Origin of the sequence: Motilibacter deserti, from assembly GCF_011250635.1 — a bacterium.
Classification (GTDB): Bacteria; Actinomycetota; Actinomycetes; order Motilibacterales; family Motilibacteraceae; genus Motilibacter_A; species Motilibacter_A deserti.
In genome coordinates this window covers 767,794-780,420 of record NZ_JAANNP010000001.1, presented here as the reverse complement: position 1 = coordinate 780,420, position 12,627 = coordinate 767,794, and the positions used below count along the sequence as shown (strand labels likewise).

The window sequence follows — 12,627 nt, the reverse complement described above, 5'->3', positions numbered from 1 at the left end:
CGGGCGGGGCGCCGGCCCCGCCCGCCCCTCGCCCGCCGGCGCTCAGACGTAGACGGTCTCCAGCGCCGCCTCGCCCTTGGACAGCTGGCGGGCGTGCGGCGGCAGCTCGCCGAGCGACTCGCCGTGCCGGCTGCGGGCCGCGTCGAGCGGCTCGCGACCGATGACCTCGCCCTGGCGCACCAGGTGGCGCAGGAGCGGGCGCCCCGGCTCGTCGGCGGGAGGCTGCGAGCCGAGCCCGATGACCTCCTGGCGGGCGACGCCCTGCTCGTCGTAGCGGCGGGCGGCCCACTTGCGCCCGCCGCGGCTCGGCTTGCCCGCCGACGCCTTCGCCACCGGCTCGAGCGGGGCGCCCGGATCGAGCGAGCGCGCTCGCGCCGTGAGCTTGTAGACCAGCCCGGCGGTGGGCGCGCCGCTGCCGGTGACCAGCGAGGTGCCGACGCCGTACCCGTCGACCGGGGCCGCCGCCATCGCGGCCAGGGCGTACTCGTCCAGGTCGCTCGTCACGAGGATCTTGGTCTCGGTGGCGCCGAGGGAGTCCAGCAGCTCGCGGACCTCCTTGGCCTGGGTGATGAGGTCCCCGGAGTCGAGCCGGACGGCGCCGAGCGAGGTGCCGGCGGCGGCGACGGCCCGGCGGACGCCGCGCATCACGTCGTAGGTGTCCACGAGCAGCGTCGTCCCGGGGCCGAGGGCGGCCACCTGCGCGCGGAACGCGGACTCCTCGTCGTCGTGCAGCAGCGTGAAGGCGTGCGCGCTCGTGCCCGCGGACGGGACGCCGTAGCGGCGGGAGGCCTCGAGGTTCGACGTGGTGGCGAAGCCGGAGATGTACGCGGCCCGCGCCGCCGCCACCGCGGCCTGCTCGTGCGCCCGCCGCGAGCCCATCTCGATGCAGGGGCGCCCGGACGACGCGCACGTCATGCGGCTGGCGGCCGACGCCACGGCGCTGTCGAAGTTGAGGATCGACAGGATCAGCGTCTCGAGCAGGACGGCCTCGGCGAACGTCCCCTCGACCACGAGCAGCGGGGAGCCGGGCACGTACGTCTCGCCCTCGCCGTAGCCCCAGATGTCGCCCGTGAAGCGGTAGCCCGAGACGGCCTCGACGGTCGCCCGGTCCAGGCCGGCCCGCTCGAGGAGCTCGAGCTCAGCGGGGCCGAAGCGGAACGCCTCCAGCGCGTCGAGCAGCCGGCCGGTCCCGGCCACGACGCCGTAGCGGCGGCCCTCCGGCAGCCGGCGGGCGAAGACCTCGAAGACGCACCGACGGTGCGCGGTGCCCGAGCGCAGCGCGCCCTGCAGCATCGTCAGCTCGTAGTGGTCGGTCAGCAGCGCGGTGGAGCCGCTCGGCGGCGGCGCGGCCGGGTCACTGTGCGTCGCGTTTCCCACGGCCGGAGCGTACGGCTCGGGCTCGGCCCGGCGCGGCGCGGGCGCCCGGCGCGGGGGTGCCGGGGCGCCCGATGTCTAGGCTGGGGGCGTGTCCACCGCTCCCGTCGAGACCGAGCGGCCCGAGTCAGGCCTGGAGGAGGACGTCGTCGTCCGGCTCGACAAGCCGTGGGTGACGCTCGTCTGGAACGACCCGGTCAACCTCATGTCGTACGTCACCTGGGTCTTCCAGCAGTACTTCGGCTACTCCAAGGAGAAGGCCACCGAGCTCATGCTGGACGTCCACCACAAGGGCCGGGCGGTCGTGTCCAACGGCTCGCGCGAGGAGATGGAGCGCGACGTGGAGGCCATGCACGGCTACGGGCTCTGGGCCACGCTCCAGCACGACACGTGAGGACGGTCCGGCCCGGAAGCGACGGGGGGCGCCCATGAGCCCGCGGCAGAAGTTCCGCAAGCGCAGCGACGGCACGATCGAGGCCCGGTTCGACGAGGTCGAGCAGCAGCTGCTGCGCGCCGTCCTGACCGACGTGCTCGAGCTGCTGGCCGACGGCGAGGACGACACGACGCCGGAGGACCCGCTCGCGGCCGCGCTCGGCATCGGGGTCTCGACGACGCCGCCGAAGGACCCGGCGCTGCGCCGCCTGCTGCCCGACGCGTACGTCGACGACGAGCAGGCGGCGGGGGAGTTCCGCCGCTACACCGAGCGCGGGCTGCGCGAGCGCAAGCGGGACGCGGCCCGGGTGGCCCTCGCCTCGCTCGACGCGGCCGACGGCTCCCGCCACCTCGACGAGCGGCAGGCGCTGGCGTGGCTGGGCGCGCTCAACGACGTGCGGCTCGCGCTGGGGACGCGGCTCGGGGTGAGCGAGGACTGGGACGAGCGGGCGTCGGCGCTGGCCGAGGACGACCCGCTGGCCTACGCGTTCGCGGTCTACGACCACCTGACCTGGCTGCAGGAGATGCTCGTGCAGGCGATGGGCGACCCCGCGGCGGGCGGCGGCGGCGTCCGTGGAGGGCGCAACTAGGCTGGGGGCGTGCTGCGTATCGACCGCGCCGCGTACGACGCGATTCTCGCGCACGCCCGGCGCGACCACCCCGACGAGGCGTGCGGCGTGGTCGCCGGCCCTGCCGGCAGCGACCGCCCCGAGCGCGTGATCGAGATGCTCAACGCCGCCCGCTCGCCCACGTTCTACGAGTTCGACTCGATGGAGCAGCTGCGGGTCTGGCGCGAGATGGACGACCGTGACGAGGAGCCGGTGGTGATCTACCACTCCCACACGGCGACCGAGGCCTATCCCTCGCGTACGGACATCAACCTGGCGCAGGAGCCGGGCGCCCACTACGTGCTGGTGTCGACGCGGGAGCCCGACACGGCCGAGTTCCGTTCCTACCGGATCGTGGACGGGGCCGTGACGGAGGAGCCGGTCGAGGTCGTGGACCAGGCCCCCGCTGCGGAATAGTTGCCCGCGGACGGGCCGTTGCGACCCTGGTACGCGGGCGGAGCCTGCGCAGGTGCTGGACTGAGCTGGTGAGAGAGGCGGACATGGCGATCGAGGTGCGGATCCCGACGATCCTGCGTCAATACACGGACGGCGCGAAGGCGGTCGAGGGGTCGGGCTCCACGCTCGCCGAGCTGATCAGCGACCTCGAGACCCGCCACCCCGGGCTCAAGGACCGCCTGGTCGAGGGCGACGCGCTGCGCCGGTTCGTCAACGTCTACCTCAACGACGAGGACGTGCGCTTCCTCGGGGGGCTGCAGACGACGGTCGACGACGGCGACGCCGTGACGGTGCTGCCGGCCGTCGCGGGCGGCTGAGCGTCCGCTCCGTGCGCTACGACTCCCTGCTCGACTCGGTCGGCCGGACGCCCCTCGTGGGGCTGCCGCGGCTGTCGCCGTCGCCGGACGTGCGGCTCTGGGCCAAGCTCGAGGACCGCAACCCGACCGGGTCGGTCAAGGACCGCCCGGCGCTGGCGATGGTCGAGCGGGCCGAGGCCGACGGCACGCTGAAGCCCGGGATGACGATCCTGGAGCCGACGTCGGGCAACACGGGCATCGCGCTCGCCATGGCGGCCAAGCTCAAGGGCTACCGCATCGTCTGCGTGATGCCGGAGAACACCTCGCCCGAGCGTGCGCAGCTGCTGCGCATGTGGGGGGCGGAGATCTCGTTCTCGCCGGCCGCCGGCGGGTCCAACGAGGCCGTGCGGGTGGCCAAGCTGATGGCTGCGGAGCACCCCGACTGGGTGATGCTCTACCAGTACGGCAACCCCGGGAACGCGCTCTCGCACTACGAGACGACCGGCCCCGAGCTGCTCGAGGACCTGCCGGAGATCACGCACTTCGTGGCGGGCCTCGGCACGACGGGCACGCTGATGGGCGTCGGCCGGTTCCTGCGCGAGCGGGTGCCGGGCGTCGAGATCGTCGCCGCCGAGCCGCGCTACGGCGAGCTGGTCTACGGGCTGCGCAACCTCGACGAGGGGTTCGTCCCCGAGCTCTACGACGCGTCGGTGCTGACGACGCGCTTCTCGGTCGGCCCCCGCGACGCGCTCAGGCGCACGCGCGAGCTGCTGACCTCGGAGGGCATCTTCGCCGGCATCTCCACCGGCGCGATCCTGCACGCCGCGATGGGCGTCGCCAAGCGGTGCCTGAAGGAGGGGCGGCGCGCGGACATCGCGCTGATCGTCTGCGACGGCGGGTGGAAGTACCTCTCGACCGGCGCGTACGACATGGACCTCGACGAGGCCGAGGACGCGCTCGAGGGCCAGCTCTGGGCCTGAGCCTCCCGCTCCGCTCCTAGAGTGGGCCGGTGCCGCACGATCTGCGCCTGTCCGTCGCGGGATGCTCCGGCTCGCTGCCCGGCCCGGCGGGCCCGGCCAGCTGCTACCTCGTCGACTCCGGCACCACCCGCGTGGTGCTCGACGTCGGCAGCGGGTCGCTGGGGCCGCTGCAGGCGTTGACCCCGCTCGACGCGGTCGACGCGGTCGTGCTCAGCCACCTGCACCCGGACCACTGCATGGACCTGTGCGGCTGGTACGTCTGGGCGCGCTGGAGCCCCGCGGCCGCGCGCCGCGGGCGGCTCCGGGTGTACGGCCCGGCCGGCACGCTGGAGCGGATGGCCCGCGCGTACGGCGTAGCGCCGGAGGAGATGGCAGGGGTCTTCGACGTCGTCGAGCTGTCGGACGGGGACCGCTGGACGACGGGTGATCTGCAGTTCACCGTAGCCAAGGTGGTGCATCCGGTGGAGGCCTTCGCCACGCGCGTGGAGCTCGCGGGGGCGTCCATCGTCTACTCCGGCGACACCGGGCGCTCCGATGCGCTGGCCCGGCTCGCCGCCGACACGGACCTGCTGCTCTGCGAGGCGTCGTTCCTCGACGGCGTCGACGACGACGCGCCCGAAGGGCTGCACCTGACCGCTCGCGAGGCCGGGGAGCACGCCGCCGCGGCGCGCGCCCGCCACCTGCTGCTGACGCACGTCCCGCCGTGGGGCGACCCCGTGCGCGCCCTGGCCCAGGCCCGCGGGGCCTACCACGGGCCGGTCTCGCTCGCCCGCGCCGGCGACGTCCGGGTGGTGCGCCCGCGTCGCTAGGCTGGCCCGATGCCTCGCCCCGACGGCCGCACCGCCGACCAGCTCCGTCCTGTCACCTTCACCCGCGGCTGGGCCGAGCACGCCGAGGGCAGCGCCCTCGTGGAGTTCGGGCGCACGCGGGTGATCTGCACGGCGAGCGTGACCGAGGGCGTGCCGCGCTGGCGCAAGGGCAGCGGGCTCGGCTGGGTCACCGCGGAGTACGCGATGCTGCCGCGCAGCACGAACACCCGCAGCGACCGCGAGTCCGTCAAGGGCAAGATCGGCGGGCGCACGCACGAGATCTCCCGCCTCATCGGCCGCTCCCTGCGCGCGGTCATCGACGAGAAGGCGCTGGGCGAGAACACGGTGGTGCTCGACTGCGACGTGCTGCAGGCCGACGGCGGCACCCGCACCGCCGCGATCACCGGGGCGTACGTCGCTCTCGCGGACGCCGTGTCCTGGCTCAAGGAGCGCAAGCTGGTCAAGGGCGAGCCGCTGCGCGGCACGGTCTCCGCGGTCAGCGTCGGGATCATCGCCGGGGAGCCGCGGCTCGACCTCTGCTACGAGGAGGACGTGGCCGCCGAGACCGACATGAACGTCGTGATGACCGGCGACGGCCGCTTCGTGGAGGTGCAGGGCACCGCGGAGGGCGCGCCGTTCGACCGCGCCGAGCTGGACGCGCTGCTGGAGCTCGCGGCCGGCGGCTGCACCCAGCTCGGCGTCCTGCAGCTCGAAGCCCTGGGGCGCTGACCATGGCGCGCGTCGTGCTCGCCACCCGCAACGCGCACAAGGTGGAGGAGGTCCGCCGCATCCTCGAGGCGACCGGCGTCGAGGGGGTCGAGCTGGTCTCGCTCGACGGCTTCGATGCCCCCGAGGTGGTGGAGGACGGCGCGACCTTCGTCGACAACGCCCTGCTCAAGGCCCGGTCTGCCGCGGCCGCCACCGGGCTGCCCGCGCTCGCCGACGACAGCGGCATCGCGGTCGACGCGCTCAACGGCATGCCCGGCGTCCTCAGCGCCCGCTGGAGCGGGGGCAAGGGGGACGTCGCCAACGTCGAGCTGCTCCTCGCCCAGGTGGCCGACGTCCCGGACGAGCGGCGGGGGGCGGCGTTCGTGTGCGCCGTCGCGCTCGCCCTGCCCGACGGCACCGTCGCGACCGAGGAGGGCGTGGTCTCCGGCACGCTGCTGCGCGAGCCGCGCGGGCGCGGCGGCTTCGGCTACGACCCGGTGTTCGTGCCCCACGGCGAGGAGCGCTCGACGGCCGAGCTGTCGCCGGCGGAGAAGGACGCGCTCTCCCACCGTGGGGTCGCGCTGCGCGCGTTCGCCCCTCGGCTGGCGGAGCTCGTCGCAGGGCGCTAGCCCGCCAGCGAGCTGACGCGCTAGCCCGTGAGCGAGCTGAGCCGCACCACCTTGCTGCCCTTGGGCGCCTCGGCGGTCACGCCCTTGGTGCCGTAGTTGTAGACGAGGATGGGCTCGTCGCCGCCCGCGGGGGCGATCGCCTGCGGCAGCGGCTTGCCCTCGCTCGCGACGAGCAGCCGCGGCGAATCGGCGCTGCCGGCGATCTCGACGGTCGTCGTGCCGCGGTAAGCCTGCTCGCCCACGAGCCGGGCAGACTCCACCCGCAGCGAGGCGCTCGGGTCGAGCAGCGCGAACACGGACGGCAGGCGCTCGTCTCCCAACGTCGCGCTGACCCACTTCTTCTCCAGGGACGGCGCCTTGGCCTCGTCGACGTCGAGCAGGGGCAGGAACTCCGGCTCGGGCTTGAGGTAGACCGTCTCGCCGACCCGCACGACCTTCGTCTTGCGCCCGTCGACGGTCACCGACCCCTGGGCCCGGTCCCACCCGACGCTGAGGCTCACCGAGTAGCCGGTGCTGCCGACGTAGCCGTCGCCCTTGACCTGGTAGGACCCGGCGGCCTGCACGGCCGTCCGCGCCCGCGACAGCCACTGCGCGGCGGTCGAGGGCTTCGACGGGGTACGCGACGGCTTGGCGGGCTTGGCCGTGCCCGAGGGCTTCGCCGGGCCGGAGGGCTTCGCGGTTCCCGAGGGCTTCGCGGTGCCGGAGGGGCCGGCCTCGGGCGTGGCGGGGACGGCGGTCTCCAGAGACGGCGAGCCGACGGGCGTGGGCGCCGTCGTCGGCCCGACCCCGGCGGACGCGAACGCCCGCTCGGCCGCGTCGTCGGTGCCGCTGCCGCAGCCGGCCAGCGCCAGGGCGAGGGCCGCGGCCACGGCGTACGGCGTGCGCCGGTGGCAGGGGAATGCGGGGCGGGGCATCGTGCGGGACCTCCCGGGCGCCGAGTCTGTCAGGAGCACGCGACGTTGGACAGCTCTGCGCCGCCGGAGACCGTGTTGTCGCAGCGGAGGGTGTTGGGCTCGTCGGTGTCGAGGCGGAAGGCGTAGCCGGAGCCGACGACCGTGGCCTTGTTGGCCGTGAACACGTTGTCCTTGCCCCAGCCGGGCAGGATGACGTGGGTCTGGAAGCCGTCCCGCTTCGCGCCCCTGCCGACGTTGCCGCTGATGACCCAGCCGTTGCCCTTGACGTCGACCCACGAGTCGGCGTCCTTCGGGTTCTTGGACATGCCCGTGGCATCGAAGCGGTTGCCCACGAGCCTGCCGCCGGTCGTGCCTTCCTTGATGTCGACGTTCTCGGCCGTGGTCGCGCTGATCGTGTTGCCGGACACGACGTTGTAGTCGCTGCGGTCGGGCTTGCCGCCGGTGTAGCGGCCCCAGTTGCTCTCCGCAGAGCCGATGTAGATGCCTTCGCCGAACTTCGGATCCTTGAGGCCGGTCTTGCGGATCGTGTTGCCCGTGACCGTGTTGCGCGAGCTGAAGGTGCGCAGGTGCAGCGCCTCCTGGCCGGTGCGCTCGATCAGGAGGCCTTTGAAAAGCGAGGAGCTCGTCCGGTCGGCGACCAGGCCCTTCAGCCCGCCGCGGATGGTGAGGCCGCGGACCTCGACGTGGTGGACCCCCTCGAGGTGCAGGGTGTAGCCCTTGATGCCCTTGCCCTGCAGCACCGCGCCGCGCCCGCCGCACAGCCGGACCGGCTTGCCCGCGCGGCCGGACCGCTCGAGGGTGAACGGGCCGGCGTAGGTCCCGTTGGCCAGGGCGATGGTCGTCCCGGCCCTGGCGGCCTTCAGCGCCTTCTTCAGCTGTGGCCCGTCCGCCACCGTCACGGTCGCGGTCGGGCAGCCGGCGGGAGCGGCCGTGGCGGTCGACGACGGCAGGGCCACGGAGCCGACGAGGGCGACGGCCGCGGCCAGCACGACGGGGAGGGCACGGGCGCGAGGGTGCAGGCGTGGAGCGCGGAGCATGCCCCCAGTCTCCGGTACGCCGCGCCCGGCCGGGGCCGCAGTCACCCCATCGTCACCCGCCCGTGGGGGAATGTCCCACTTCGCCGACCGGTGGGGACGGCCGCCCGCGCTGTCCACAGCCCGGCCCCGGCCGCGTTTGGCGGGCCGACGGCTTGGCAGGATGGTGCGGTGAGCTGCGCACCTGACGAACCCCCCTCCAGACCCTTGGCGCCGCCCCGGTCCGGCGCCATATGACGGTCGCCCTGGTCTCGCTCGCCCTGGCACTGGTGCTGGTGGTCGCGTGCGGGGCCTACGTCGCGGCCGAGTTCTCCCTGCTCACCGTCGACCGCCCGAGCGTCGAGCGGGCCGCCGAGGCCGGCGACCGCGGCGCCCAGGGGGTGCTCGCCGGGCTGCGCTCGCTCTCGACGCAGCTGTCCGGCGCTCAGGTGGGCATCACGGTCACCAACCTGCTCATCGGCTACCTCTCCGAGCCGGCGATCGCCGAGCTCGTCCGGCCGCTGATCGAGGCTGCGGGCAGCTCCGAGCGGGCGGCGCGGACCGTGTCCGTCTCGCTCGCGCTCGTGCTCGCCACCGTCCTGACCATGGTGTTCGGCGAGCTGGTCCCCAAGAACCTCGCCATCGCACGCCCGCTGGCCACCGCGAAGTCGGTGCAGGGGTTCTCCCGGCTGTCGACCCGGGTGACCGGACCGGCGATCCGGCTGCTCAACGGCACGGCCAACGCGCTGCTGCACCGCTTCGGCGTGGAGGCCCAGGAGGAGCTCGCCTCCGCCCGCTCGCCCCAGGAGCTCGTCTCGCTCGTCCGGCGCTCGGCCGAGCAGGGCACGCTCGAGGCCGAGACCGCGGTCCTGCTCCAGCAGAGCTTCGCCTTCGGCGAGCGGCGGGCGCGCGACGTGATGACCCCGCGCGTGCAGATGCACACCCTGCCCGCCGACGCGACCCTCGCCGAGGTCGTCGCCGCGGTGAAGGAGACCGGACGGTCCCGCTTCCCGATCGTGCAGGGCGTCGCGGACGACGTCATCGGCATCGTCCACGTGAAGCACGCCCTGGCCGTGCCGCACGAGCGGCGGGCGCGGGTGCAGGTCGAGTCGGTCATGGTCGACCCCGTGCTCGTCCCGGACACGTTGGAGCTGGACCCGCTGCTGGACATCCTCAAGCAGGGGCTGCAGGCCGCGATCGCGATCGACGAGTTCGGCGGGGTGGCGGGCATCGTCACGCTCGAGGACCTCATCGAGGAGCTCGTGGGGGACGTCATCGACGAGCACGACGAGCGGCGCGCGTCGGTGCGCCAGCTTCCCGACGGCACCTGGTCGCTCTCGGGCCAGCTGCGTCCGGACGAGGCGTCCCGCCACGTCGGCGTGGACCTGCCGCAGGACGAGGACTACGAGACGATCGCCGGGCTGATCAGCGCCGAGCTCGGCCGCGTGCCCGCCGTGGGCGACGCGGTCGAGATCGAGGCACCGGTCAGCGGCGGCCTCGGGCACGAGCAGGTGACGCTGCGCGTCGTCGCCATGGACGGGCTTCGGGTCGACCGGGTGGAGCTCGTGCTCGCCGGAGCGCCGCCGGAGCCGCCGGCGGGCGACGGGCCGGACGCCCGTCCCGGCGGGGCCGCGGACGGCGGAGGCGCACGGTGAGCGGCGAGCTCGCGATCGCGATCGCGGTCGCCCTGCTGCTGGGCAACGCGTTCTTCGTCGGTGCGGAGTTCGCGCTCGTCGGCGCGCGCCGCTCGGCGATCGAGCCGCGCGCCGAGGCGGGGTCGCGCGCCGCCCGCACCACCCTGCGGGCCATGGAGGAGATCTCCCTCATGCTGGCCGGCGCCCAGCTCGGCGTCACGGTCTGCTCGCTCGGGCTCGGCTCGCTCGGCGAGCCGGCGGTCGCGCACTACATCGAGGTGCCGCTCGAGCACGTCCACGTGCCCGAGTCCCTCCTGCACCCGATCGCGTTCGTCATCGCGCTCTCGATCGTCGCCTTCCTGCACATCGTGCTCGGCGAGATGGTGCCGAAGAACCTCGCGCTCGTCGGGCCGGACCGCGCCGCGCTGCTGCTCGGACCGGCACTGATGCTGGTCGTGCGGGCCCTGCACCCGGTGATCGTGGCGCTCAACGCGCTCGCCAACGGCACGCTGCGCGCCGTGCGCATCCAGCCGAAGAACGAGGTGACCAGCGCCTTCACCCGGGACGAGGTCGCCGGCCTGGTGGAGGAGTCCCGGCGTGAGGGGCTGCTCGAGGAGGACGAGGAGCGCCTGATCAAGGGCGCGCTCAGCTTCGAGGAGCGCGGTGCCCGGTCGGTGCTGCTGCCGACCGCCGCGCTGACCGTGATCGACGCCGGCGCGACGCCCGCCCAGGTCGAGGAGCTGTCGGCGCGCACGGGCTACTCCCGGTTCCCCGTCCGCGACGGTGCGGGCGGCTTCAGCGGCTACGTCCACGTCAAGGACGTGCTGGAGGTGGAGCCCGCCCGGCGCGCCGCCGCGCTGCGCCCGGAGGCCGTACGCCCGTTGCCGGCCGTCCGCGAGACCGACCCGCTGCGCCAGGTCCTCACCGCGATGCAGCGCTCGGGCTCGCACCTGGCCCGCGTGCACGGTGCGGACGGGGGCCTCGTCGGCGTCGTCGCGCTCGAGGACGTGATCGAGGAGCTGGTGGGCGAGATCCGCGACGAGGCGCAGAAGCTGCGCCGCTAGGCGCCCCGACGTGGAACGGCCCGGACAGCGACGCTGTCCGGGCCGTTCTGACGTGCGGTCCTGAGGTGCGGCTCCAGCGCGCGGCCGGGGCCGTCAGGCGGGGACGGGGACCGCCGCCCGCTCCGGCACCTCGACCGGGGTGCCGTCGACGGGGAGGGCGAAGCCGTCGCTGCCGCGGGGCGCGTCGTAGACCGCCTTGTCGAGGATGCCCTCGCGCTTGGCCACGATGGCCGGGACGAGCGCCTGGCCGGTGACGTTGAGCGCGGTGCGGCCCATGTCGAGGATCGGGTCGATCGCCAGCAGCAGGCCGACGCCCTCGAGCGGCAGGCCCAGCGTGGACAGCGTGAGCGTGGTCATGACCGTGGCGCCGGTGGTGCCGGCCGTGGCCGCGGAGCCGACGACGGAGACGAGCACGATCAGCAGGTAGTCCGTGATGCCGAGCGAGACGCCGAAGAACTGCGCGACGAAGATCGCCGAGAGCGCCGGGTAGATCGCGGCGCAGCCGTCCATCTTGGTGGTGGCGCCGAGCGGCACGGCGAAGGAGGCGTACGCCCGCGGGACGCCGAGGTTGCGCTCGGTCACCTGCTGGGTGACGGGCAGGGTGCCGAGCGACGAGCGCGAGACGAAGGCGAGCGAGGTGGCCGGCCACACGCCGGTGAAGAACTGCTTGATCGAGAGCCCGTTGGCCTTGAGGACCACCGGGTAGACGACGAAGAGCACGAGCGCGAGGCCGACGTAGACCGCGACGGCGAAGACGCCGAGCGAGCCGAGGGCGTCCCAGCCGTACGCCGCGACCGCGTGGCCGATCAGGCCGGCGCTGCCGATGGGCGCGAGCCGGATGATCCACCACAGCACCTTCTGCACGACCTGCAGCGCAGACTGCACGAGGTTGACGAAGGGCTCGGCGGCGTCGCCGACCTTGAGGGCGGCGATGCCGAGGGCGACGGCGATGACGACGACCTGCAGCACGTTGAAGGACAGGCTCGTCGAGGCGACCCCGTCGGTGACCGACGTGTCGGCCTCCAGGCCGAGGACGTTGTCCGGGACGAGGCCGGTGAGGAAGGCCCACCAGTCGCCCATGGTGCTGACGCTGTGCGCGCTGTCGCGCGTGACCGAGGTGTGGTCGCCGGGCTGCAGCAGGAGGCCGAGGCCGATGCCGATGAGCACGGCGGCGAACGCGGTGATCGCGAACCAGAGCAGCGTCTGGCCGGCGAGGCGGGCTGCGTTCCCGACCCCGCGCAGGTTGGCGATGCTCGCGATGACCGCGGTCAGGACGAGCGGGACGACGGCGGCGCGGAGCAGGCTGACGAACAGGTCGCCGACGGTGTCGAGCGTGCTGGCGAGCCAGTTGGGGCTGCCGTCGGAGACCTCGCCCATGGACCGGGCGACGAGGCCGAGGACGACGCCGAGCACGAGGCCGAGCAGGACCTGGGCGGAGAAGGGGACGCGGCGCAGAGTCGCGCGCATGGGCATGACCTTTCGGGCGCACGACGGCGCCGGGAGCGGGTTGCGAGCAGGTGGGCGGCGGAAGGGTCGTCAGGGACGACAGGCCGCACTGCACGTGCGCAGGAGGTCGACGTGCCGGCGCTGCGTCAGACGACGCACGACGATCTGCAGCACAGGACCACCTCCTCAGGCAACCAACCGGACGGCAGGGTAGGGCATTCCCTGCGATCACCGCACCTCGCCCAGATGGGCGAGGCTCCGCCG

General features: G+C 74.0%; 14 protein-coding genes. 10 read left to right on the top strand and 4 right to left on the bottom strand.

The genetic code is table 11. From position 1 onward, the window contains the following. Nucleotides 1-42: 42 nt before the first annotated feature. Complete coding sequence (locus G9H71_RS03625; RefSeq protein ID WP_166279041.1) at nt 43-1,293, bottom strand: nicotinate phosphoribosyltransferase; 1,251 nt, start codon at nt 1,291-1,293, stop codon at nt 43-45. A 172-nt stretch (nt 1,294-1,465) separates the two neighbouring features. On the opposite strand from G9H71_RS03625, the gene clpS reads away from it, so the two are divergent. The 8 genes from clpS to rdgB all read left to right on the top strand — a co-directional run bounded on the left by clpS (nt 1,466) and on the right by rdgB (nt 6,292). Then, nucleotides 1,466-1,768, top strand: coding sequence for an ATP-dependent Clp protease adapter ClpS (clpS, locus tag G9H71_RS03620; protein WP_166277930.1), 303 nt, complete (start codon nt 1,466-1,468; stop codon nt 1,766-1,768). A gap of 34 nt (nt 1,769-1,802) precedes the next feature. Next, on the top strand, nt 1,803-2,396 hold the full coding sequence (locus G9H71_RS03615; protein WP_166277927.1) for a DUF2017 domain-containing protein: 594 nt from the start codon (nt 1,803-1,805) through the stop codon (nt 2,394-2,396). A 9-nt stretch (nt 2,397-2,405) separates the two neighbouring features. Then, entirely contained in the window at nt 2,406-2,831 is a 426-nt protein-coding gene (locus tag G9H71_RS03610; protein ID WP_166277924.1) for a Mov34/MPN/PAD-1 family protein, read from the top strand. An 83-nt stretch (nt 2,832-2,914) separates the two neighbouring features. Continuing rightward, nucleotides 2,915-3,187: a MoaD/ThiS family protein gene (locus G9H71_RS03605; protein ID WP_166279038.1), complete on the top strand. Its 273-nt coding sequence runs from the start codon at nt 2,915-2,917 to the stop codon at nt 3,185-3,187. Between the two features lie 11 nt (nt 3,188-3,198). After that, the gene (locus tag G9H71_RS03600; RefSeq protein ID WP_166277921.1) at nt 3,199-4,146 is read left to right on the top strand and encodes a PLP-dependent cysteine synthase family protein; all 948 of its coding nucleotides are present in this window, start codon (nt 3,199-3,201) and stop codon (nt 4,144-4,146) included. Nucleotides 4,147-4,175: 29 nt separating this feature from the next. Continuing rightward, nucleotides 4,176-4,955 carry an MBL fold metallo-hydrolase gene (locus G9H71_RS03595; protein WP_331272723.1) on the top strand — a complete coding sequence of 260 codons (780 nt, stop codon included), beginning with the start codon at nt 4,176-4,178 and terminating at the stop codon, nt 4,953-4,955. Between the two features lie 9 nt (nt 4,956-4,964). Further along, nucleotides 4,965-5,684 carry a ribonuclease PH gene (gene rph / locus G9H71_RS03590; protein ID WP_166277918.1) on the top strand — a complete coding sequence of 240 codons (720 nt, stop codon included), beginning with the start codon at nt 4,965-4,967 and terminating at the stop codon, nt 5,682-5,684. 2 nt (nt 5,685-5,686) lie between these two features. Continuing rightward, on the top strand, nt 5,687-6,292 hold the full coding sequence (gene rdgB, locus G9H71_RS03585) for an RdgB/HAM1 family non-canonical purine NTP pyrophosphatase (protein WP_166277915.1): 606 nt from the start codon (nt 5,687-5,689) through the stop codon (nt 6,290-6,292). A 20-nt stretch (nt 6,293-6,312) separates the two neighbouring features. On the opposite strand, the gene G9H71_RS03580 is transcribed toward rdgB, so the two are convergent. Beyond that, on the bottom strand, nt 6,313-7,206 hold the full coding sequence (locus G9H71_RS03580; protein ID WP_166277912.1) for a hypothetical protein: 894 nt from the start codon (nt 7,204-7,206) through the stop codon (nt 6,313-6,315). A 29-nt stretch (nt 7,207-7,235) separates the two neighbouring features. Then, complete coding sequence (locus G9H71_RS03575; RefSeq protein ID WP_166277909.1) at nt 7,236-8,243, bottom strand: right-handed parallel beta-helix repeat-containing protein; 1,008 nt, start codon at nt 8,241-8,243, stop codon at nt 7,236-7,238. 230 nt (nt 8,244-8,473) lie between these two features. Here G9H71_RS03575 and G9H71_RS03570 point away from each other — a divergent pair, with 230 nt between their 5' ends. Both G9H71_RS03570 and G9H71_RS03565 read left to right on the top strand, forming a co-directional pair. Continuing rightward, nucleotides 8,474-9,874 (top strand): hemolysin family protein, encoded by a 1,401-nt coding sequence (locus G9H71_RS03570; protein WP_166277906.1) that lies wholly within the window; start codon nt 8,474-8,476, stop codon nt 9,872-9,874. Next, nucleotides 9,871-10,917 carry a hemolysin family protein gene (locus G9H71_RS03565; RefSeq protein WP_166277903.1) on the top strand — a complete coding sequence of 349 codons (1,047 nt, stop codon included), beginning with the start codon at nt 9,871-9,873 and terminating at the stop codon, nt 10,915-10,917. Before G9H71_RS03570 ends, G9H71_RS03565 begins: the two co-directional genes overlap by 4 nt. 93 nt (nt 10,918-11,010) lie before the next feature. On the opposite strand, the gene G9H71_RS03560 is transcribed toward G9H71_RS03565, so the two are convergent. Beyond that, nucleotides 11,011-12,390: a dicarboxylate/amino acid:cation symporter gene (locus tag G9H71_RS03560; protein ID WP_196791528.1), complete on the bottom strand. Its 1,380-nt coding sequence runs from the start codon at nt 12,388-12,390 to the stop codon at nt 11,011-11,013. Nucleotides 12,391-12,627 lie beyond the last annotated feature (237 nt).

Excerpts from the sequence above, each read along its gene's own strand:
- G9H71_RS03625 (WP_166279041.1), bottom strand. The coding sequence starts at position 1,293 with ATGCTGCAGGGCGCGCTGCGCTCGGGCACCGCGCACCGTCGGTGCGTC.
- G9H71_RS03615 (WP_166277927.1), top strand. The coding sequence starts at position 1,803 with ATGAGCCCGCGGCAGAAGTTCCGCAAGCGCAGCGACGGCACGATCGAG.
- G9H71_RS03605 (WP_166279038.1), top strand. The coding sequence starts at position 2,915 with ATGGCGATCGAGGTGCGGATCCCGACGATCCTGCGTCAATACACGGAC.
- rph (WP_166277918.1), top strand. The coding sequence starts at position 4,965 with ATGCCTCGCCCCGACGGCCGCACCGCCGACCAGCTCCGTCCTGTCACC.
- rdgB (WP_166277915.1), top strand. The coding sequence starts at position 5,687 with ATGGCGCGCGTCGTGCTCGCCACCCGCAACGCGCACAAGGTGGAGGAG.
- G9H71_RS03580 (WP_166277912.1), bottom strand. The coding sequence starts at position 7,206 with ATGCCCCGCCCCGCATTCCCCTGCCACCGGCGCACGCCGTACGCCGTG.
- G9H71_RS03575 (WP_166277909.1), bottom strand. The coding sequence starts at position 8,243 with ATGCTCCGCGCTCCACGCCTGCACCCTCGCGCCCGTGCCCTCCCCGTC.
- G9H71_RS03570 (WP_166277906.1), top strand. The coding sequence starts at position 8,474 with ATGACGGTCGCCCTGGTCTCGCTCGCCCTGGCACTGGTGCTGGTGGTC.
- G9H71_RS03560 (WP_196791528.1), bottom strand. The coding sequence starts at position 12,390 with ATGCCCATGCGCGCGACTCTGCGCCGCGTCCCCTTCTCCGCCCAGGTC.